This window comes from Polaribacter sp., from assembly GCF_036480315.1.
In the GTDB taxonomy this organism is placed as follows: domain Bacteria; phylum Bacteroidota; class Bacteroidia; order Flavobacteriales; family Flavobacteriaceae; genus Polaribacter.
Map to the genome: position 1 here is coordinate 1 of NZ_JAZGGG010000044.1, position 20,087 is coordinate 20,087.

Consider the following 20,087-nt stretch of genomic DNA (forward strand, 5'->3'; position numbering starts at 1 on the left):
TTAATACCTCTAAAATTTTCTCGTAATTTGCTCTAAAGCTGTTCATCTATTTAAATGTTTGAAATTCAATTAAATATACGATTCTCTTAATCAATGAACAGCTTTTTTATAATGCACAACAGGTTCTGCTTTAATGTTCTTTTACCTTTCTTTTTAGTTGGCATCATCATAGTTTTCCCAAATTTATTTTCGTAATAATCATATTTATCTAATAGTTCTGGTCTCAACTTTGCTGCTATACACAAATCTTCCTCACTTGCCATTATACAGAAAGAGCAACTTTTACGCGATAATCCTTTTGCATAAGTCCAAAATGGTTTTTGTCCGTTATTTTTAATACAATCGAATATTTCAGTAGTAAGCATTTTATGAATAGGCAACCAGTCATACCAATCACGTTTTCCGTTGGTTTGAGTTTTATTTAATTTCAATACTTCTTTTTTGGCACGACTTGAACTTTCTTCAGCACGTAATCCCATACAATTTAATACAGTTGTAAATCCACGCTCATTACACAACCTTCTAATTTCTTTTTGTATTGGCCCACGTTTTAAATCGCTAGTACATTGTCTATTTTTTGGACTGGGAAACATTTTCCTATGCTCAACCATTTCAAAAAATGTTTTACCAGCCTGTACTACAAAAAACTCGTGTTCAACTGTATTTTTTATAAATTTTTCTGTTCCATCCCATTCAACCTCTGGTAAATGAGAATGAATAACTACTAATCTGTGAGCTGGTACAATATTTTTTAATCTCAAATACATAGCTTGACTATCTTTTCCTCCAGAATGATTTGAAACAACAATTGTTTTTTCATCTCTTAATATTTTTAGCAAATCATTCAAATTGATATAATCCATTTTAGTTTTCTCTTTCTACTTTCTTTTAATTGCATTAATCATTTGAATTTCTGCTTTTTGAATATTCACCATAGTATTGGCTACATCACAAACAGCTTTTGCTTTTTCACGATTCTTTTTACTTGGTTTTGTTTTTATATCTTCTAAAACACTTAACAATGATGCTTTTAATGTTTGGTTTTCTGCAGATGGTTGATAACCATTAACAGAAACATTCATTGATTGATTTTCTACTGTTGATGGTAAACTCTCTTGAACTTCAGAAACATCTTTTAAATCTTTAAAAAAATCATCAATTTCTATTTGAGTAAATACTAATGTCCTTGAGTTTGTTTTTACAACAATAGTTTGATTTACTTCTTTAAATGATACTATTGTAATTTTGGGACCTTGATATGATTTTTCTTCTCCTACTAATTGGTCAAGTCTTGAATAAACATCTTCTGTCATGTTATTGATTTTTAATTGTTTTATTTATTTTTGATATTAATCGTATATTTTCTTTGATGTGATATGGGTATCTATGAATAGTATTTTTAGCCATATTTTCTGCCCTGGTTATTAATTCCAAATTTGATGACTCACAATTCATAGAATCTTTGTTTTTGAAAACTATTATATATCCATCTGGAATAGGTCCAAACTCTTTTTCCCAATTAAAAACATGTAACATTTTCCAAACACCTAATGATTCTCTTATCCATTTGTAATACCTGCCTTTACTATCTTTTCTGATATGTATATCTCCATTATTAATTCCTTGTGAATTATGAGGTAAGTTTCCTTTTTTGAATCTTGTAGCTTTTGTTCTTTCAATCATTTCTGCAGACATGTATTCTGTTTGCTTTTTACCTTTGTTTTCTGGCACATGTCCTTTTTCGAATTGAGCGATTTTTTTATTCTGTTTAATAATTTCATCAGGAATTTCTAAATTCATTCTTTTAAGAGCTGTATTAACACCTGTTCCACTTCTTCCAATTTTATCAGCAATAGTTTTTACTGGAAGCTTTAAATAATTGTCTTTTATAAATTGGTCCTCTTTTTCTGTAAAGTTTGTTTTTCCTTTTGTTGCTTTATGAAATGCATCTAAACGCATTTTCTTTTTCAATTCAACAGGAACCACCAAATTATTATTTCGTTTAAATCTATTAACTACATGCTTTGCTATATTGAATTTTCTACCTATTGAAGCACCACTTTGCAACAAATAGTTTTCTTTGATATAATTTTCAATCTCTGGTGTTAAAACTTTTTTAGGTATTGCTTTTAATAAATTTATAATCTTGTTTTTTATTTATTTTACTTTCAAATTGTTGCATGTAATCATCAGCTGCTGAAAAAAAATCTCCAACAGGTAGTTTTTCAATTTGAAAAATCAGATCTGAAATTCTTACCATTTCAGTAATCAATGATTTTCGTTCCTTTTCAGTAGTTTTTTCTTCAACCAAGAAATCATCATACAACTTATATTGCTTTTTAAGTTGCTTCAATTTTGTTTGATATGATATTTGGCCTTGTCTCAAAATTTTTAGATACTAAAATGATATTGGTTTTTCTATCTTTTCAAAATCATAAACCCAAACAAGTGGATTTAGCATCAATGATTCTTTCCCATGAATTGACATCCATAAAGAGAAAAAACTTGCTTTGTAACCATCATGATTTTTTAAATTCTCTATTCCATAGTTACCATCTGCGAAAAAGAACTCATGTTTAAACCCAAATTCTTCTCCCCACATATAATTTCGTGCACCATCTGTTCCCCAATAATCATCAGTTATATCAATTCCTTCTGATTTTGCATCATTTGAAGAAATTTCTTGCAATAGCTCCAACCTCACATTTTTTACTTTTAAAAATTGCCTACATGCATCTTTAGGCATAAAAATTGACGGTTTCCATTTCATAAATTGATTTTCTAGTTCTGAACCATCAGCATCATATTTTATAATATCAGGTTCTCCATCTGCTTTATAGAAAATCATTTCTTTATTAAAATCTGTATAACCATTTTTATCAACAGGACACAATTTTGCAAAAGTTTCACGTACCCAAAAAATATCTCCACAAGAAACTTTGTGAGTTCTCATTAATTCATTTTTACACTTTTCTACATCTATGCCAGCATAAATATTTATTAAAAGAGCATTTGTTTCAGGTTTATTATTTTTAAACAATCTTCTAGTTTGAGATTTGGCATTAGAATTAATTGCATTTACCATTTTTGTGTTAAATAGTATTGGATGTGTTTTCATAATTTATTTTTTATTATTGTTATTATTCACTTTTAAAAATGAGATTTCATTTTTTTGTCTTAAACTCAAATAATGAAATTTATCAAGCAATACTTTTGTTAAGTCTAATTTTTCTTTATGAATAAAAGGAGCTTTTTTTATTTCCTTAATGCTATTCTCATTGATGTATAATAAACCAGCATATATTGGAACTTCTTCTTTTGAGATTAGCCCTTCAGGAACAGCATAATAAAATTTATTAGGAACCTTTGGTTTTAATATTTGAATACTTGTACTAATTAATTTTGTGTCTAAATTTTGATGTGTTTTAGGTATATTATACTCTTTTGTCATTCTTACAGAATTCCTAAAAACTCCAGTATTTTCATATATTATTTTATAAAATTCATCTCTCATTCTAACACCATTTTTATTTAGTTTTGGTTTGGTTATTGGTATTTTAACATGATATTCTAATCCATTTCTAAAAACACATAATTTATTTCCTTTAAAAATTTGATTTAAAGATTCATGCTTGTTAATTTTTTTGAAATCTGCTAAGAAATCTGATCTTGATATTTTTATTTCTATCTCATGAGCAAAACCTGTTTTAGTTATACTGAAGAAATCACTTTCCCATGAATAAATAAATGAATTATCAAGCTTAAAATCCCTGTTATGATAATTATACCAAAGTGCTTTAGTTATGTCTTTTGATTTCATGTTTTTCATTATCTAAAGCTTTCACCATTCCATTGAATGATATTAAAATCTTGTGTTAATCGATCTCCAATTGCATTTCCATATCTGACACCAACTTCATCTGGATATAAATTACTTGAGCAAAATGAGAATCCTTTTCTTCTATTTCTTTCATACAAAATATCTCCTAAAAGCTCTTTTTTATTAAAAGCTAAATCTTCTTGGCCTAAATCTCCTATGTATAAATTTCCTTTGTAATATCTTTCTAAATCAAAATCTGATTGCCATTTAGTGACTTCTTTCATGAAATGATTTACAAAGTGTTTTGCATTTATTTTTTGAAAATAACATCTAGTTAGAATTCTTTTTTCTTGATGATATTCTTTTCCAATTTTGTGTATTATTTCAAATAATTTAGATTTACCAACTCCATTTTCTCCAAAAACAAACAATCCTTTTTTTAAAATTGAATCATTATCTTCTTCATCTTTTATATTTAAAATTTTACCAAATTCATTGATATTTGATAAACCACAGAAATATCTTCCAATTGTTTTAATCACTTTTTCATTATCTTGATTGTAAATAAAATCTTCTCCAGCATGTTTTTTAAATAGCCTGAAATAATCATTTGCTGGAATAAAATTTTCAATAATTTTATTTTTTGAACCATATGCTGCTTTATTAATCTGATCTAGTTCCATACTTTGCTAATTTTGAGATTACTTTATCACTTGTGATTTCCTTTTTTTCTAATTTTGGTTTTTTATCCCAATTTGTGTTTAACATTCTTAATCTTGCTAGCAAAACATTTGGTTCAAATTCTAATTGTTCCATCACAACTTTGTTATTGAAATTTTCAATAAATTTTTCGTAATCTGGAAATGATTTTTTGTTTTGCATTTCAAAGATTTCTAATTCACTTTGTTTTTCTTTTTTTATAAAATCATATGCGAAAATTGGTGTATTTACATTTACTTTATTTTCATCTCCTTTACTCTTCTTTACTTTACTTTGTGGGTTTTCGGGTTCTTTAGGTGTCCTTTTATTAGGTTTACGTACACCTAAACTTGATAAAAGCATAAGTAAACTATCATAAGTGATACATTTATTATTTCTCTTTTTGTAAGCATCTTGAATACCATTTATAAAATCTTGACACCAAATTATCTTATTTTCATTCCATAAAACATCATCAAATTTTCCTAAATCTACAAGGTCATTTATGATTGCAATAAGAACATCTTTAGATACTTTGCATTTTGCTGACAAGTACATTGTAGTACTTGTTTTAGATAAGTTTAAATAATGAAAATCAGTTCTTGCTAATTCTCTCAAAAGCTTTACAAAAGTTGCAAAACCATCATTTCCATATATTTCTTCTAAATAGAACATTTTATTACCTTCTTCACATATGAAAGGGAAATAGTCAACATTATTTTTTTGAGGTCTTGCCATTTTAATATTGTTTTTTTCGCTTGATTATTATTATCTGACCACACTTTTTACATTCATAAACATGTTCCTGAATAAAACTATGTTTATACTTTATTTTATTGCTTTTACATGATGTATTAGAGCATTTCATTAGCTTTTAAATAAATCCATTACATTATCTATAAAATCAGTTTTCATTTCATCTGTAGCCCCTGTAATTGCATTAGCAGTTGATGCTTTAGCTTGAATCATTTGAAACATTTTTTCATCGATAGTATTTTGACCTAAAAAGTATGTACACATCACATTGTTTTTTTGACCTATCCTATGCGCTCTATCTTCACATTGAACACAATCTGCATATGTCCATGGGTATTCAATAAATGCTACTCTTGATGAAGCTGTAAGTGTAATACCTACTCCAGCAGCTTTAATGTTGCAAACAATTAATTTTACATCAGGATTATTTTGAAATGCATCAATACTTTCTTGTTTTTGATCCATAGAATCTCTACCAGTTACAGTTACTGCTTCAGGAAATTCTTTTAGCATTGCATCTACTATTGCATGAAGAGAACAAAACACAATTAGTTTTTCTCCAGAATCCATTACTTCTTTAACAAATTCTCTTACTTCTGCCAATTTTCCTAATGCTGAAATACGTTTCAATTCTCCCATTTTCACCATTATTTCACCACGTAATTTTTTAGCTATTTCTTTATCATCCCATCCTTTTTCTTCAAGGTATTTTACAAATTGATTTTTAGCTTTATTGTATTCATCTCTGGTAGTAATATCACAAAGAATGGTTTGCCTTTGTTTGTCTGGTAAATCTTGAGCTACATCAATTTTTTCTCTTCTAAAAAAACAATGTTTGTTCAATAAGAAATTCAATTCTTTTAAGTTAGCAGCTCCACTACCACCTTCACAATAGCGCATTTTAAAACCTTTGCTTCCTCCAAATTTATTTAGATGTCCCATTATTGCTAATTGTGGATATAAATCCATTGGCTTATTTACAACTGGTGTTCCTGTTAATAATATCCTCCAATCTTTACCCATTGCAATTCTTAATGCAAATTTTGTTTGTTGAGTTTTAGTGTCTTTACATCTATGAGATTCATCAATTATTATTGACTTGAATAAATTAGTTCTTTCATTCAATTTTATATCCATTGAATTCCTCATTTTACCCTTTGGTGGCATTGAATCAACAAAGAATTTTTTCATACTTTCATAATTTGTAATAAAAACATCTGCCATTCCCATTTCATAAAATCGGTGCCAGGTATTTTTATTTTTATTATCTAAAACAATTGCAGTTCTACCAGCCCATTGTTTCCATTCTCTTTGCCAATTTATTTTGGTAGATGATGGGCAAATAACTAAACAAGGAAATGTCTTTTCTCCTTTTAAGTCTGCACCATGAATTGTACCTATAGATTGTAAAGTTTTACCTAAACCTTGTTCATCACCATTGATAAACCTTTTCATTTGTAAACCTCTTGCAACTCCTTTATTTTGATATGGCCTAAAACCAAAACCATCTGGATGAGATAATGGAATTTCAAAATCTAATGTTGGTAATTCAGGCAATTCTTCTATTTTAATTGCCTGTTGTTTTTCTACTACCAATAATTCAGCTCTATGTGTTTGCACCAATTTCAAAACTTCATCAGCAATATAGTTTGGTGCAATCCACATCTTTTTTACAGGGTCAAAGCGCCTTTTTGATAAACTCTTTACTGCATCTAAATTTCTTACCCTCCAGTTATTGAATGGTATGCGAATATGAAATTCATTTGGGTGTTGAATGATCTGCATTTTTACAACTTGTTTAAAACAACTATTTCAGCTGATATTTTAGTTCTTGCAAATTCTTCATCCATATTTTCATTGTGAATTACATCAAATTTTGATATAATTTCTACCAATGCTTTTGGTCTCTCTTTTACCATAAATCCTTTTGGAATCAAAAGAATTGCAGTACCATCATCTTCTAATATTTCATACAATTTTTGTAAGAATGCAGTTAATTCTTTTACTTCATAAGGTGGATTTGAAACAATAGATTTATACTTGTTTTCAGGATTGAATTCTTTAAAATCCATAATACCACAAAATGATTCTGTTGATGCATCATACATTTTTAATAAATCATTTGAAATATCAAAACCATCAACAATAAATCCTTTAGATTTTAATGATGTTGTTAGCATCCCAAAACCACAACATGCATCTAATACATATGGATTTGATTTATCAAAATATTCATCTGCTAGATTTGAAATTTGATTTGCAGTTGCTGGTGGAGTGAAAAATTGCGAATGATAAACTGAATTTCTTTTTTGATATTCAATCCATACTTCATACATCCAATTAGATTCATCTCCCATATCAAAAGGCAATTCGTTATGTTGCATCCAATAATCTAAAACTTCTAATGGGTTTGCTGGATAATCAGTTTTTCTGTTTTTAAAATAAGAATTGTTTAAAGCATATTTTTTAGATACTTTTTCAAAAGTCTTTTCTGGTTTTGAATAATCAACCTTTACAGGTTCATTGAATTCAATTACATCTGATTTGTTAGATAATTTTGCTTGTAAATCTGAAATTCTTTTATTAGTTCTTTCAATGCGCTTGTCTGCAATTTCTTTTTGTTCAGATTCAATTTGTTTAACATCTTCTGAATAGTAATCTTCCATTACTTGCTTATAAGCTGCTGCATGTATTGTTGTTTTATGAGATCCATAAGAATGATTTAAAGTATTAGCAATAAAGCATCTTTCAGCAAGATTTACCAATTGATCTGGAATAGCTTCTGTTAAAACAGTTTCTATAGTTGTATTTTTTACAAATTCCAATTCATTATGTAATTGATAACAATGATTATGCATAGCAACAACCAAAGCTCTTTTTTCATGATTAGAAAGTGGTTCTGAACTGTTTTTAAACACTTTATTGTCAACATCTAAAATTTTACTCCAAACTTTTTCTGCATCTAATTCTAAAGCACGTTTTGCTCTAGCTTCTATTTTCTCAATATCCTGTTTGATAGTTTCATTACCAGAATCTGCAGTTGATGATTCATTACTATTAGATGAATTAATTTTAACAAAAACTTTTTCATATGTACCAGCTTCAGAGCCTGAAACATTAAATGCTTTTTTCTCAACATAACCAGAACCATCATAATTTTTATAATCATCCCAATGTTTCAGGATTTTTACATTGAATTGTTTACACATATCAATAATAAAATCACTTGGTTTACCACCAGCAACAATACATACATCTAAATTTTCATTGATTATTTTTGCTAATTCCTTTTGAGTGAATGCTTCTGTTTTACTATTAAAACACTTTTCATCAAAACAATTATCTCCATCTTGGAATTCATCAAATAAAATAGGATTTGCTTTTGAACGTTTCGGACAAGATGAACATGCACCAACACCTTTTACTAAAGTCTTGCTAATTAAACTAAATGGAGCTGTTGTAAGGTCTAATAATTCATCTTCTATATTTTCTTTTAATTCCTGATACGTTCCATAATTTGGTTCATCACCATCTCTCCATGGTTTAGCATCATTATATATCTCTTCTTGCTTAAATGAATCACATTTAGCAATTAATGTAGCATGACCAATTCCTAAAAAACCTTTGACAAAATCAGTTCTAATTGAATCTATCAAATCAACTAATTTTAATCTTCCTGCAATAAATGATTCCGTTTTTGCCATTTTAGCAGCTACATCTTCAATAGTGTATTTACCACTATCTAACATGTTTTTAAATGCATCAGCTTCATCTAACGGATGTACATCTTTACGTTCTAAATTCTCAATGATTTGCAATTCAAAAGCTTCATCATCTGACAATTCTCTAATGTTAGTTGGAATCACATTTAATTCAGCTAATAAAGAAGCTCTATATCTTCTTTCTCCACAAACTAATTCAAATTTATCTCCAATAGGCCTAACCAAAATTGGTTGAATTACTCCTTTTTGTTTGATACTTTGAGAAAGTTCATTTAATCCCTTTTCATGAATTGTTTTTCTTGGGTTTGTTTTTGAAATGAATATTTTATCCAATTCTAAAATCTGTAATTTGTTTTCAATGATTGTTTCCATTATTTTTTCAATTATTATGTTTATTTATGGAACTTAATAGATAAATTTCAGTTCCAAAAAAGTTGTTTAAATTAATTTTGTTTGTGAAAATTCTTGATTAGTTTGATTGTGAAATAATAAAGCTGAATCTAAATCTGGTTTGATATTTTTAAACCTTATTTCTTGATCTAAATATTCTTTTTTCCCTATTTCATAACCAGTAAAATCGCATTGACTTTTATATGCTGATATTCGATTAGAACCACTACCCAAATGAGTGTCAATAATTGTAGAGCCTACAGGTATAATATTCTTATAAAACCAATCGTAAACTTTTACTGGTGTTTGAGAACGGTGTATTCTTTTTTCATAAAGTTTTTTATTTCCTTGTGGCTTTTTAGGTTCTAATAAAGATTCTCCTTGAAACATACCATTCCACATATATGAAAACAACCTAACACTTGAGAATATATTTGTCCAAAATATTTCACAGTCTGAAAAATCATTAGTCCCATTTACTTTATCCCAAATAATTCTACCTGAAGAAACATCTGGTAATAATTGAGTAAAATGATTACCTCCTTTTATTATTTGAAATTTTGATATTCTAAATAATTCTTTGAAATATTCTTTTGTTGGTTTTGTTACATCCCAATTTGATGTTGAATAATTTTTAGAAGAAATACTTAATTTTTTACCATTCTTTTGAGTAACAGGTCTATTTCTACAATCAGGATTAATTGATGTTTCTTTAATTCCCCAATTTGGATCTACAAATGCATAATCAAAATGATTATCTTCATAACTTGGCAAATCAATCATGCAATCTTTATTATATGTCTTGCTAATAGAATTCATTTATTTAGATGTTGAAACTTCTACAGTTACACCTGCATCTTTCATGTTTTTTTTGAATTTTTCTCCTATTTCTTTTAATGAATCAATAGGTTCATCTTCAAATTCTTCATCAAAATCAAATGATTCCTGTTTTGGTAAAGGAGCATGTTTTCCTTTGTAGTATTGATAAACTTCTTCTCTTACATTTTCAACAGCTTCAGCTAATTCAGAAATATCTTTATAATCTTCATTATCCCAACGAATAAAAGGAGTTGCTAAACTGATTGTTTTTCCAGTAGATAAATACCTGGTTCCTGATAAAACAACACCTTCAGAATTTGCAGATCCAGTAATCTTAAATTCTGTTACTCTATAATTTTTAAAATATGATTCTTCATCATGAATATCACCAACACCATTTTCAATTGAATCTCTTATTTCATCAGATATTGGTTCCTGTTCACACAAAAGCATTAAATGAGGAATTAGATTATTATATGCTACTTGACAATCAACATGAATTGGTAAATCTGATTTCTTATTTACTGTGTCTGTTGATTCCGGTTTCTTTTCTTCAAATGAATAATGTAAAAACATTCTATTTGATATTTTTCCTGACTTAATTGTTATTGTGCTCATGATTTAATTATTAATGGTTATTATATTTTTTTGATACTAATTGCTGGTAAATTATTATGTTTGATTCCTGATTTTTTAGAAACCCTACCATCATATCCATGTTCTACAATAATTTCGTCTCCAATAACCATGTCATCACTTAATCTTTTAAGTGGTCCTCTACATTCTATGTATGCAAATCCTGAATTGGTTTTAATTGTGATTTTATTTTTCACGTGTACTCCTTGAGATAAATCTTCTATTTCTGTTATTTTTCCTGTAACAACTCCCATTTTAATATTTTTAATTTGCGATGATTAATTCTTTTTTAACTCTTCTTGTTTTAAAAAACCCACCTCCACTATTAAAAGAGGTGGGAAAAATTGCTATGAAAAAAGTGATAGTTTAACCCTCCTACTATCAAGTATTTTTAATCATTTATATCAATCAACAATTGTTGTGCTTTGGCAGTTATTTCAAAAACTGATTCTTGGTTAGGTTTATCTTTCATTCCTTGACAAATGAATTCATTCAATAGTTGATGCATTTGTGGTGCAGCAGCTATTAATTTGGCATCTATTTTTTTAGAAACACTTTCACAAACTAAATAACCACCATAATATTTTTTTTCACTTTCATAGCTTTCTTCAGTGTATGTTGGTCTTTCAGTTTTATAGTCTGTAATTATATTACTGAAATTATTTCCAACTCTCCATTCTCCTGGTGTTCCCTTAAAATCTCTCCAATTAAAATTTGTTTCTTGTTTTGCCATTTCTAAAAAGGTGTTTTATTAAAATTTATACTTATTCCATTATTTGCAACTGTTACTGTTTTACCTGTTGCCTCTTTTACTGATTTTTCAAATTCAACTTCATTACTATTACCATCAGATAAATGGATTAAAACAATGTTATTTACAGCTGATAAATCATTTGCTTTTAAAGTATCAATACAAGTTTCTAAACTCATATGAGATTTGATAATTCGATTTCTTAAAAAAACAGGAAGTCCTTTATCTAATTGTTCTTTGATAACTTGTTTTGAGTAATTGGCCTCAATAATGATGTTATTCAAATTTTTAAAAGTATAGGCACAATAGAAAGTATCTGTTAAGAATAATACATTACCAGTTTCTTTATGATTTATTAAAAAACCAACAGGAGCTGCTGCATCATGATTTACATCAAAAGACATAATTTTAAAACCTCCAATTTTGAAACTATCTTTTTGATTGATTGGTTTTGCTCTTTTGTTGTAGCCAGATTCAATTTTTAAAGCATCAAATGTTTCTTTTGTTGCAAATACATTAATTGATGATTTTATTAATTCTTTAATGCTTTTTGCATGGTCTAAATGCTCGTGAGTTACAATACAACCAACCACTTTAGAAATATTGAAGTTCAAAGCTTGTTTTATAGCATTTACATTTACACCACATTCAATGATGATTGCTTCATGCTCATTTTCTAAAATGTAGCAATTGCCTTTACTCCCTGTGCCTATTACTTTTAATTTCATTTTAAAACCCTGGTCCTGTAGTTTCTGTTTGAATTGATTCTTGAGCTATTTTCTCTTTAGCCTCATTAACTAATTCTTCAATTGGTTGTTCTTGAATTTCTTCAGCATCAACAACTTCAACATCATCAAAAGAAAGTTCTTTCTTATTGGATTTTTCTTTAATTTCATGCTCAACATCTGCCCCAGTAACATCAATAACTTTAGGTTCATCTTCAATAGAATCATACAAAACAGAATCATCAGATGTGCTTATTAATAATTTACATGCTCTGTTTGACACAGTTTTAATAGCCATTTGATCTGGAAAATTTTTATGTGCTGGAGAATTCCCTTTTGCTCCACCTTGGCGCCAAGAAGCTTCAATTTGTTTGATGTTCATAATCTCAACATCTATAGTTCCATCTATCAATTCAATTACTGAATAAGCACCTTTTACAATTCCAGAACCAACACTTTCTAAAGTTTGAATGTGTTTAGTAATTTTTCTTCTACCTGTGTTTTGGTCTACTTCAAATTCAAAAGTATCTCCTTCAAAAACTGCATTTCCTTTTATGCTTTTAAGGTTTCCATATCTTTTAGCAATTGCAATATTACCAGCATAAGAAATTGAACATTCTAATTTATCTCCATAAGGAATAAAGTAACATTGCTTTTTAATTGGAGAAACTCCATACACTACCATTTTTAATAATGCTTCAGCAACTGATGATTTATCACATTTTGCTAAAATGTTGTCTTTTGGATCTGATAAAATTATATATGCAGATTTTAATGCATTTTCTACTTTATAATCTTTTGGTAATGTTAATTCTCCTGATTTTTGGAAAGAGTCAATCTTACTTAATACCTGTGTAGATATATCTTTTTTAATTGTTGCTACTGCTGTTGTTTCTGTACTCATTTTTTCAATTATTTAGGTTATTAATTATTATGCTACTCTTAATTGTTTATCTGGTTTTGACACAATCAAATTGACTATTTGAGATTTACAATCAATGATATTTACAATTGATTCTCTATTGTCAATAAAAATTGGAGCTGTTACTTTATAAAATTCACAAAGTGTATTAATGATGTCTAAACCAGCATTTATTTTTGATGCTGTATTTGCATCAGAAAAAGGAACACCATCAATTAAAGCATGACAACATTCTACTTCTGCACCATTAATTTGAATTTCAAAAAGTTTGAATTTTACATAACTAAACTTTTCATTTATCATTGATTCTAAAGCGTCAATTTTCTTTTTGATGAAGTTTTCAATAGTGAATTGCTCACATTCTAAATCTGATATTGATTGTGCCAATGTTTGTTCTTGATTCTCCAATTCTGAAACTCTTTTATTTGAAGTTGCTATTTGAGTTTCAACTAATAATTGATTGTCAATTTCTTTTATTTGAGTTTCTAAAGAAGTTCTTTCTGTTTTTAAAGAATCTACATTTACAGGATTTACAGTTGTATTAGCTACTTCTTTAACTGTAATTTCTTTTTTGATGTTTTGATATTCTACATTTTCTAAAAGTGCATTTTCAACTAATTTTGAGAAATCTTCTAATGGTGTTTCTGATTTGTTTTTAGAAGCATTTTCTATTTTAGCTTCAATATTTACAACCTCAAGAGTTAATTCTTTTGATGTATTATTTCCTTTTTCAATTCTTTCTTTTAAAGTTGAAATTGATTCTTCAATTGATTTTTTTTGTTCTGCTAATGATTTTCCTTGATTGTTAATTTCAATCAGTTTGTTGTTTTTTGAGTCAACAAAACTTTTCTCTAATTGCGCTTTTTTGTTTTGTACATCTTGAGCTTCAAACCCTCTTTTACATGTAGGACATGAGAAATCATTTTCGTTGAAGTTTAGCTCTTTTGCATTTTCAGCTTCCCATTCTTTACGTTTATCATCAATTTGACTACTGATGTTATTAAGTTGGTTCTGCAATGAATTTAATTGAGAATTAAGAGTAACAATTGCATTGTCCGCAGATTTTAACTCTAATTCTTTAGTACCTAATTCTTTCTGTAAATTTTCTGATTCTGAATTTCCAGATTTTAATTGTGATTGAATAGATTGTGTTACTTCAAATTCTATATTTTGAAGTTTAGATTTTAATGAAAATATTTTATTTGAAACTTCTTGTCTTTTTAACAAAATAGCATCATATGCTTTGTTTTTATCATCTATTTGAGATTGAATAGTTTCAATAGATTTAATAAGTGTTTCTTTTTCTGATTTCAGTTTTGCAAAATCTAAAGCAGCTGGTGTATTCCTTGAAACTTCATCAATTCTTGTAGGAATAAACTTAATTTCATCTTTTAATTTTTTTATTTCTCCAGCAATTTGTTTTCTGTATTCATCAATATCTTTTCCTTTATTAAGTTCATTTGTCAATTTCATAATATTTGACTTATTCTCAATAGTAGAAATAGCATCTAAAACTTCAATATTAGTAGGGTTTGGCACAATAGAAGTAATTACATTTCGTCTATTAACCCACATTGGTTTTTTTCTATCCCCCCAAGTTCCAGAACAGAATTCTAAAGGACTTGTTATTAATTTAAAAATAACTTCATCAATTATAGAAGTAATTTTGTCTTGATATTCTTTTTTAGTTTTTGGTACTTTATTCCAAAAATAATAAGTTTTATTTCCTTTAAATTCTGAATGTTGTGAACCTCTTTTCTTTACCCAATCTTCACGAAGTATTTTTTTAATAGAAATATCTTCATTATTTATTTTTAAAATAGCTGATACTTCATGTTCTATTTTAGGAATTACTTTATTATTTTTATCTAAAGTTTTGATTTCAAAATCCTTTCTTCCTGTAGAATCTTTATCAAAAAACAACCATTCAAAAGCATCATTTGTAGTTGTTTTAAATGTTCCATTATCTCCAAAAATATTAGTGATATGGTTAAAATTGATTGTTAGATTTCTTGCACCTTTAAAATTTATAAGGTTGATTTCTTTAATGGCAATTGAATTTTCCATAATTTTGCAATGATTTAATTAAACTGTTATTATTAATAGTTACCCTCGTTACTCGAATAGCGAGGTTTTTTTATATAAAAGGAGCATCCGTCAAACTCCTTGTTTTGTTTTCAGACGAATTAGTTTTTTAATTTGGAACTGCATACCCAACCATCACACGTTTATCAAATTCATTATCTGTGTATGCATCATATATGTAGCTTCTTTTTTGTTTAGCTAATTTTTCAGCTTCTTGTTGAGTTTCTAAACTCAACCCAATAAATAGTGTCGTTTTTCCTTCTTCTACTCTTTTAGTAATGTCAACTCTTTCTTTTGTGAAATACATAGTTTTAATTATTTTTAGTGTCTAATGCTTTAAATATTTGTTCTTTTGAAACAGTATCATTTCTATCTGCTTCATTCATTTTTTTTAGCAAGTATTTATCTTCTAAATTATCTAATCCTTGTTGTGCCTTTTGAATTGTCAACTTATCAAAAAGGTGTTTATTCTTTAGTATTTTTCTAAATCTGATAATGTCTATTTGTTCTCTTGTTAACTTTTTAGGAGTTGCTTTTTTAATGAAAAGAATTAAAGCAATAACGATTAATACAAACAAAATAAATGTTGCTATTACTGTTATAAATACTATTCTGTTTTCTTCCATAATATTTTGTTTTAAAAACATCCCTATCAGTTCCCCCTAACTAACATCAAGAGATGCTTTGTTTAAACTTTACTTATTAATTGTTATATAATACCCATCATTTGTTTTAATAGATATTTCTCCATTCCTTAACTTGTCACTTACTTTTTTAACATCTTCAACTGGATACATATACTTTTTTCCAACCTTAAAAAAATCAACAAGTTTATTTTCTCTTAAACTTTGAAGTATTTGCCCATTGTAGGCTATACCTATTGTTTCACAAAAATTTTTCCCTGTTAAGTTAAGTGGCATACTCATATTTATAATTCTACTTTTGAATTCTGATTTACTATATAGTTTTGCATAAATGCAATAAGATTATCCTGAACATTGTATATCTCTGGAATTTCAAACCTCACAAACCAACCTGTTCTAACAGATGATTTTTTCATCTTGAATTCATCTGCTACTTTTTCATACAAATCATTCTTATTCTCTTTTTTAATTTGCCCAAAAAGGTTTTTTATGTTGTCTATTTTATCCATTGTGTTTTTTTGATGCAATTTTGGTTCTTGCTATTTTTGTTTTTCTTGTTCTTTTGTATTCATCATCTTCAATATTGAAAAACAATCCTACTTGAATTATTAAAAAAACCATTGCTATATAATGCCTTGGGTCTCCAAATTCTAAAACAAATTCTCTTGATATTTCTGCCAAGTTTTTAAGTTTGTTTTTTAACCTAATAGTCTTTATCTGACTTGCAACTGTATGGTATGATCTATGAAATTTTGATGCAATTTCTTTTACATCATACCCAGCAGTTATATGTGCTGAAACTCTAAATTCTGTTTTTGATAAATCCATAATTAAACTGCTATTTTACTTTCAAAAGAAGTTCCAGTAAGCATTGCATACAAAGGATAAACAATACTTTTAATAGCTTTAATTCTTACAGGATTTACAGATGTTAGCATATCATTATGCCATTTATGATAAAATTCTAATGCTTCTTCTAACGTTTTTACATTCTTCCAGTCACGTTGCATATATCTATATGCAAAAGCAGTTTTTGGAAAGTTTAAGTTGATCTGTTTAATAATGTTGAATCTCATATCCCTAATATTTGGTATTTTCAAACTTATATTTTGTGCAAACACTTTGTTTAAGTACATTTGTGTAGTAGCACATCACAAATATACATATTAATTACATATTAATTACATATTCAACAAATATAATTATGTAATTAATACATTTTATTTACATAATTGTTATAAATAATTGAAAATGAATGTTTTGCATTTAAAAGAGTTTAGAGAAAAATACAATATTGATAGAGAAGAACAGGCAAAAATGCTAGGTATAACTATTGATACATTGAATAATTGGGAATATAGAACTAAAAAAATACCGAAAACAAAAATCAAACATATTGAATATGTATTTAATACATATTTAGAAAATAAACCTATTGAAAATATAATTGCTAACGAAAAAGAAAACAAAGTGCCTTATTATGATATAGATGTAACAAGCAGTATTACTAGAAGTTTTAGTGATGTTGTAGAAGAACCTTCCTTTTATGTAGATTACCAACCTTTTAATGATTGTACAGCTTATGTAAATAATTATGGAGACAGTATGTTTCCTAAATATAAAAATGGCGAAAGACTTGCTGTGAAACAAGTTTTTAATTTAGATATTATAATGTGGGGTGAAACTTATCTTGTCATAACAAATGAAAATGCAGACAATTATAAAGCTGTTAAAGATATTCATCCGCATGAAAATTTAAGTAAAATAATATTAAGATCCTCCAATCCTGCATACAAAGGAGATACACCTATAAACAAAGAAGATATTATTGCAATGTTTGCAGTAAAAGGAAAAATATCACAAAATTTTATATAATGGGCTTCATTTTATTTTTCGCAATAATTATTATCGTATTAGTTGTTTTAGCTTTTAATTATGAGAATGAAAAAGCAGAAAGAAAATACGATTTTGAGAAAAAATTAAATGATTTAAAAGTTAAGAATAAAGGCATAGATAAAGTTCATACTAAATATTTTGATTATTCAAGAAAAGGGCAGAAATTAGAAAAAGAAAAGAAAATTGAAGATGCTATTATTGCATACGAAAAAGGATTAGAATTTGCATATTCAGAACCAATTTTAAAAATACATAATTATGCTCATTCTATTCATAGATTAATTATACTCTATGGAAAAACCAAACAAAAAGAAAAACTTAAACAACATTTACAAAATTCCATTGAAAAGCATCCTAATTTTAAAAATGCTGAAGATTGGAAAAAACGATTAAATAAATTAAACTAAAACTCATGAAAAAAATTATTACAATTATTGTGGTTGTTTTAATTACAATTACTTCATGCAATAATCAATCTAAAGATTTAAAGTCATTTATCGAAAATAAATCATGGATTGATGATGGTGACGAATCAACTCTTTCAATTATGTTTTTGAAAGATGGAACACAATACTCATTAAATTTAAAAGATCATATAGATGTATTATTAGGCAAAAAAACATACAAAAACAGCGAAAAGATGAGAACATACATACACCAGGATTCCCCTGACCAACCTAAAAAGAATAGTTTGTGGAGAAAATATGCTTATTATAAAATAAAAAAAGATACTCTTTTTACTCAAAATATAAGTTCTTCAAAAATTAATGTAAGAACAATGAAGATGATAAGTGATACAATTATTGGAATTCATAAATACAATAGAATACAACTAACTGCTTACAGAAAAGAAAATAGCACATTTTTAAAAGGGATGACATGGAACATAATTAGTAAAACAGATTAAATAAAATATAACTCATGAAAAAATTAATAACATTTTTAATAATCACATCTTTCACATTAAATGTAAGTGCACAAGAATGGCATAAAGGTGGGACATTACACAATAAAAACTTGCTAGAATGGAAAAATGCAACCGAAAAAAACAAGTTAGCTACTACTGGAGATTGGATTGTTACATTATTCAATAAAAAAAGAATTCCTTTAGGCACATTGAATAACATCAAAGAGAAAGCTAAAGAAATTAGAAAATGCACAAACAAAAAAATTAATTCTTTCAAAAGTCAAAATAATTTACAAGGAATAAAAGCAAATGAAATTGCATACAAATGCATGAAAGAAAAAAAATATTTTTAATTAAAAACAAATTACATCCTTGAAATTAATACAGATTTGAAAATAAGAAAACCATTCTTAATTGAGTGGTTTTCTTTAAAAAACTATCTTTTTTGAACAAATAATGAACAAATCAGTATTTAAAAACCCAACAAAACCTTTATAAATAAGGGAAATAAGACATTACTACGATGTTCAGAATATTTACCATTCTATGATGATGTAAATACACATTAATTATTCTGGTTATAGAAAAAAACAAAAGGCGTGATTAAAAATCACGCCTTTTTTGAATGTTTTCTGTAAAAATTTATCCCCCAATAAACACTACACAACTCTTCAATTAATAACTACAAAATTAGCTATAAAAGATAAATAAATAAACAACTACCAAACAACTAATCTACTACTAACTGTGTTTATTCACATAATACCTACTATATTTGTACATTATTAAAATATCTCTAACAAATTTATTATGAAAAAAACCTTTTTAATAATCTTCTTCATTTTTGTGTCTTATAATAATTTCTCTCAAGAAATTATTATAAAGACTGGTGATACTTGGTCTTATTTTGATAATGGATACTTAAATTCTAATTGGATGCATAAGTCTGATTTTAAAGATTGGAAAACAGGAATTAGTCCTTTAGGTTACGGAGATAAAAAGGTATTAACAAACATTTCTTTTGGAAACAATTCTAACAATAAAGAAATTACAAAGTACTTTAAAAAAAATATAACAATAAACAACCATTATTTAGCTTATGAATTAAGAGCACAAATTGATGATGGTGCAGTAATTTACATTAACGGTAAAGAACTTTTTAGAAGCAACATATCAAATTCAATAATCAATAACCCGTTGTGCATTTAAATAATACTAATTTTTAAGTTGTTAATATTTCTATCAAAAGTAAACTTATTAATGAATTGAATAATTGTTAATGAGGTTAATTTTGAGAGTATTCTAGTCTTAAAAC

At 27.2% G+C, this 20,087-nt stretch carries 28 protein-coding genes and 1 pseudogene; 5 read left to right on the forward strand and 24 right to left on the reverse strand.

Annotated elements, in window-relative coordinates:
• Positions 1 to 86 precede the first annotated feature (86 nt).
• The 23 genes from V3V28_RS09000 to V3V28_RS09110 all read right to left on the reverse strand — a co-directional run bounded on the left by V3V28_RS09000 (position 87) and on the right by V3V28_RS09110 (position 17,045).
• Complete coding sequence (locus tag V3V28_RS09000) at positions 87 to 863, reverse strand: phosphoadenosine phosphosulfate reductase domain-containing protein (RefSeq protein ID WP_331364692.1); 777 nt, start codon at positions 861 to 863, stop codon at positions 87 to 89.
• Between the two features lie 15 nt (positions 864 to 878).
• Positions 879 to 1,313, reverse strand: coding sequence for a hypothetical protein (locus V3V28_RS09005; RefSeq protein ID WP_331364693.1), 435 nt, complete (start codon positions 1,311 to 1,313; stop codon positions 879 to 881).
• A 1-nt stretch (position 1,314) separates the two neighbouring features.
• Complete coding sequence (locus tag V3V28_RS09010; protein WP_331364694.1) at positions 1,315 to 2,070, reverse strand: HNH endonuclease signature motif containing protein; 756 nt, start codon at positions 2,068 to 2,070, stop codon at positions 1,315 to 1,317.
• 46 nt (positions 2,071 to 2,116) lie between these two features.
• Positions 2,117 to 2,353, reverse strand: a complete 237-nt coding sequence (locus V3V28_RS09015; protein WP_331364695.1) for a hypothetical protein — start codon at positions 2,351 to 2,353, stop codon at positions 2,117 to 2,119.
• Positions 2,354 to 2,398: 45 nt separating this feature from the next.
• Positions 2,399 to 3,118 carry a hypothetical protein gene (locus tag V3V28_RS09020; RefSeq protein ID WP_331364696.1) on the reverse strand — a complete coding sequence of 240 codons (720 nt, stop codon included), beginning with the start codon at positions 3,116 to 3,118 and terminating at the stop codon, positions 2,399 to 2,401.
• A gap of 3 nt (positions 3,119 to 3,121) precedes the next feature.
• Positions 3,122 to 3,820, reverse strand: coding sequence for a hypothetical protein (locus V3V28_RS09025; RefSeq protein WP_331364697.1), 699 nt, complete (start codon positions 3,818 to 3,820; stop codon positions 3,122 to 3,124).
• Positions 3,821 to 3,828: 8 nt separating this feature from the next.
• Positions 3,829 to 4,503, reverse strand: a complete 675-nt coding sequence (locus V3V28_RS09030) for a hypothetical protein (protein WP_331364698.1) — start codon at positions 4,501 to 4,503, stop codon at positions 3,829 to 3,831.
• On the reverse strand, positions 4,484 to 5,257 hold the full coding sequence (locus V3V28_RS09035; protein ID WP_331364699.1) for a Lin1244/Lin1753 domain-containing protein: 774 nt from the start codon (positions 5,255 to 5,257) through the stop codon (positions 4,484 to 4,486). Before V3V28_RS09035 ends, V3V28_RS09030 begins: the two co-directional genes overlap by 20 nt.
• A gap of 129 nt (positions 5,258 to 5,386) precedes the next feature.
• Entirely contained in the window at positions 5,387 to 7,060 is a 1,674-nt protein-coding gene (locus V3V28_RS09040; RefSeq protein WP_331364700.1) for a DEAD/DEAH box helicase, read from the reverse strand.
• A 2-nt stretch (positions 7,061 to 7,062) separates the two neighbouring features.
• Positions 7,063 to 9,369, reverse strand: coding sequence for a ParB/RepB/Spo0J family partition protein (locus V3V28_RS09045; RefSeq protein ID WP_331364701.1), 2,307 nt, complete (start codon positions 9,367 to 9,369; stop codon positions 7,063 to 7,065).
• Between the two features lie 66 nt (positions 9,370 to 9,435).
• Positions 9,436 to 10,206 carry a hypothetical protein gene (locus V3V28_RS09050; protein ID WP_331364702.1) on the reverse strand — a complete coding sequence of 257 codons (771 nt, stop codon included), beginning with the start codon at positions 10,204 to 10,206 and terminating at the stop codon, positions 9,436 to 9,438.
• Positions 10,207 to 10,824, reverse strand: a complete 618-nt coding sequence (locus tag V3V28_RS09055) for a hypothetical protein (protein ID WP_331364703.1) — start codon at positions 10,822 to 10,824, stop codon at positions 10,207 to 10,209.
• A 20-nt stretch (positions 10,825 to 10,844) separates the two neighbouring features.
• Positions 10,845 to 11,096, reverse strand: coding sequence for a hypothetical protein (locus V3V28_RS09060; RefSeq protein ID WP_271676553.1), 252 nt, complete (start codon positions 11,094 to 11,096; stop codon positions 10,845 to 10,847).
• Positions 11,097 to 11,233: 137 nt separating this feature from the next.
• Entirely contained in the window at positions 11,234 to 11,575 is a 342-nt protein-coding gene (locus V3V28_RS09065) for a hypothetical protein (RefSeq protein WP_331364704.1), read from the reverse strand.
• A gap of 2 nt (positions 11,576 to 11,577) precedes the next feature.
• Entirely contained in the window at positions 11,578 to 12,321 is a 744-nt protein-coding gene (locus V3V28_RS09070; protein WP_331364705.1) for an MBL fold metallo-hydrolase, read from the reverse strand.
• A 1-nt stretch (position 12,322) separates the two neighbouring features.
• Positions 12,323 to 13,222 (reverse strand): recombinase RecT, encoded by a 900-nt coding sequence (locus tag V3V28_RS09075; RefSeq protein WP_331364706.1) that lies wholly within the window; start codon positions 13,220 to 13,222, stop codon positions 12,323 to 12,325.
• Positions 13,223 to 13,249: 27 nt separating this feature from the next.
• The gene (locus tag V3V28_RS09080) at positions 13,250 to 15,307 is read right to left on the reverse strand and encodes an AAA family ATPase (protein WP_331364707.1); all 2,058 of its coding nucleotides are present in this window, start codon (positions 15,305 to 15,307) and stop codon (positions 13,250 to 13,252) included.
• 127 nt (positions 15,308 to 15,434) lie between these two features.
• The gene (locus V3V28_RS09085) at positions 15,435 to 15,632 is read right to left on the reverse strand and encodes a hypothetical protein (protein ID WP_271676545.1); all 198 of its coding nucleotides are present in this window, start codon (positions 15,630 to 15,632) and stop codon (positions 15,435 to 15,437) included.
• Positions 15,633 to 15,636: 4 nt separating this feature from the next.
• Positions 15,637 to 15,951, reverse strand: a complete 315-nt coding sequence (locus tag V3V28_RS09090) for a hypothetical protein (protein WP_271676544.1) — start codon at positions 15,949 to 15,951, stop codon at positions 15,637 to 15,639.
• 69 nt (positions 15,952 to 16,020) lie between these two features.
• Entirely contained in the window at positions 16,021 to 16,251 is a 231-nt protein-coding gene (locus V3V28_RS09095) for a hypothetical protein (protein ID WP_331364708.1), read from the reverse strand.
• A gap of 2 nt (positions 16,252 to 16,253) precedes the next feature.
• Positions 16,254 to 16,478, reverse strand: a complete 225-nt coding sequence (locus V3V28_RS09100) for a hypothetical protein (protein WP_271676542.1) — start codon at positions 16,476 to 16,478, stop codon at positions 16,254 to 16,256.
• Positions 16,471 to 16,797, reverse strand: a complete 327-nt coding sequence (locus V3V28_RS09105; RefSeq protein WP_331364709.1) for a helix-turn-helix transcriptional regulator — start codon at positions 16,795 to 16,797, stop codon at positions 16,471 to 16,473. Before V3V28_RS09105 ends, V3V28_RS09100 begins: the two co-directional genes overlap by 8 nt.
• A 2-nt stretch (positions 16,798 to 16,799) precedes the next feature.
• Positions 16,800 to 17,045: a hypothetical protein gene (locus V3V28_RS09110; RefSeq protein WP_331364710.1), complete on the reverse strand. Its 246-nt coding sequence runs from the start codon at positions 17,043 to 17,045 to the stop codon at positions 16,800 to 16,802.
• Positions 17,046 to 17,220: 175 nt separating this feature from the next.
• Between V3V28_RS09110 and V3V28_RS09115 the strand changes: the two genes are divergently transcribed.
• From V3V28_RS09115 to V3V28_RS09135, 5 genes are all read left to right on the forward strand, one after another.
• Entirely contained in the window at positions 17,221 to 17,844 is a 624-nt protein-coding gene (locus tag V3V28_RS09115; protein WP_331364711.1) for a hypothetical protein, read from the forward strand.
• Positions 17,844 to 18,272 (forward strand): hypothetical protein, encoded by a 429-nt coding sequence (locus tag V3V28_RS09120; RefSeq protein ID WP_331364712.1) that lies wholly within the window; start codon positions 17,844 to 17,846, stop codon positions 18,270 to 18,272. Before V3V28_RS09115 ends, V3V28_RS09120 begins: the two co-directional genes overlap by 1 nt.
• A 5-nt stretch (positions 18,273 to 18,277) precedes the next feature.
• Positions 18,278 to 18,772, forward strand: a complete 495-nt coding sequence (locus tag V3V28_RS09125) for a hypothetical protein (protein WP_331364713.1) — start codon at positions 18,278 to 18,280, stop codon at positions 18,770 to 18,772.
• Between the two features lie 14 nt (positions 18,773 to 18,786).
• Entirely contained in the window at positions 18,787 to 19,125 is a 339-nt protein-coding gene (locus V3V28_RS09130; protein WP_331364714.1) for a hypothetical protein, read from the forward strand.
• A 457-nt stretch (positions 19,126 to 19,582) separates the two neighbouring features.
• On the forward strand, positions 19,583 to 19,981 hold the full coding sequence (locus V3V28_RS09135) for a hypothetical protein (RefSeq protein WP_331364715.1): 399 nt from the start codon (positions 19,583 to 19,585) through the stop codon (positions 19,979 to 19,981).
• Here V3V28_RS09135 and V3V28_RS09140 read toward each other — a convergent pair.
• A pseudogene (locus V3V28_RS09140) lies at positions 19,978 to 20,087 on the reverse strand (IS982 family transposase); the annotation flags it as partial. The gene V3V28_RS09135 and the pseudogene V3V28_RS09140 sit on opposite strands and share 4 nt — an antisense overlap.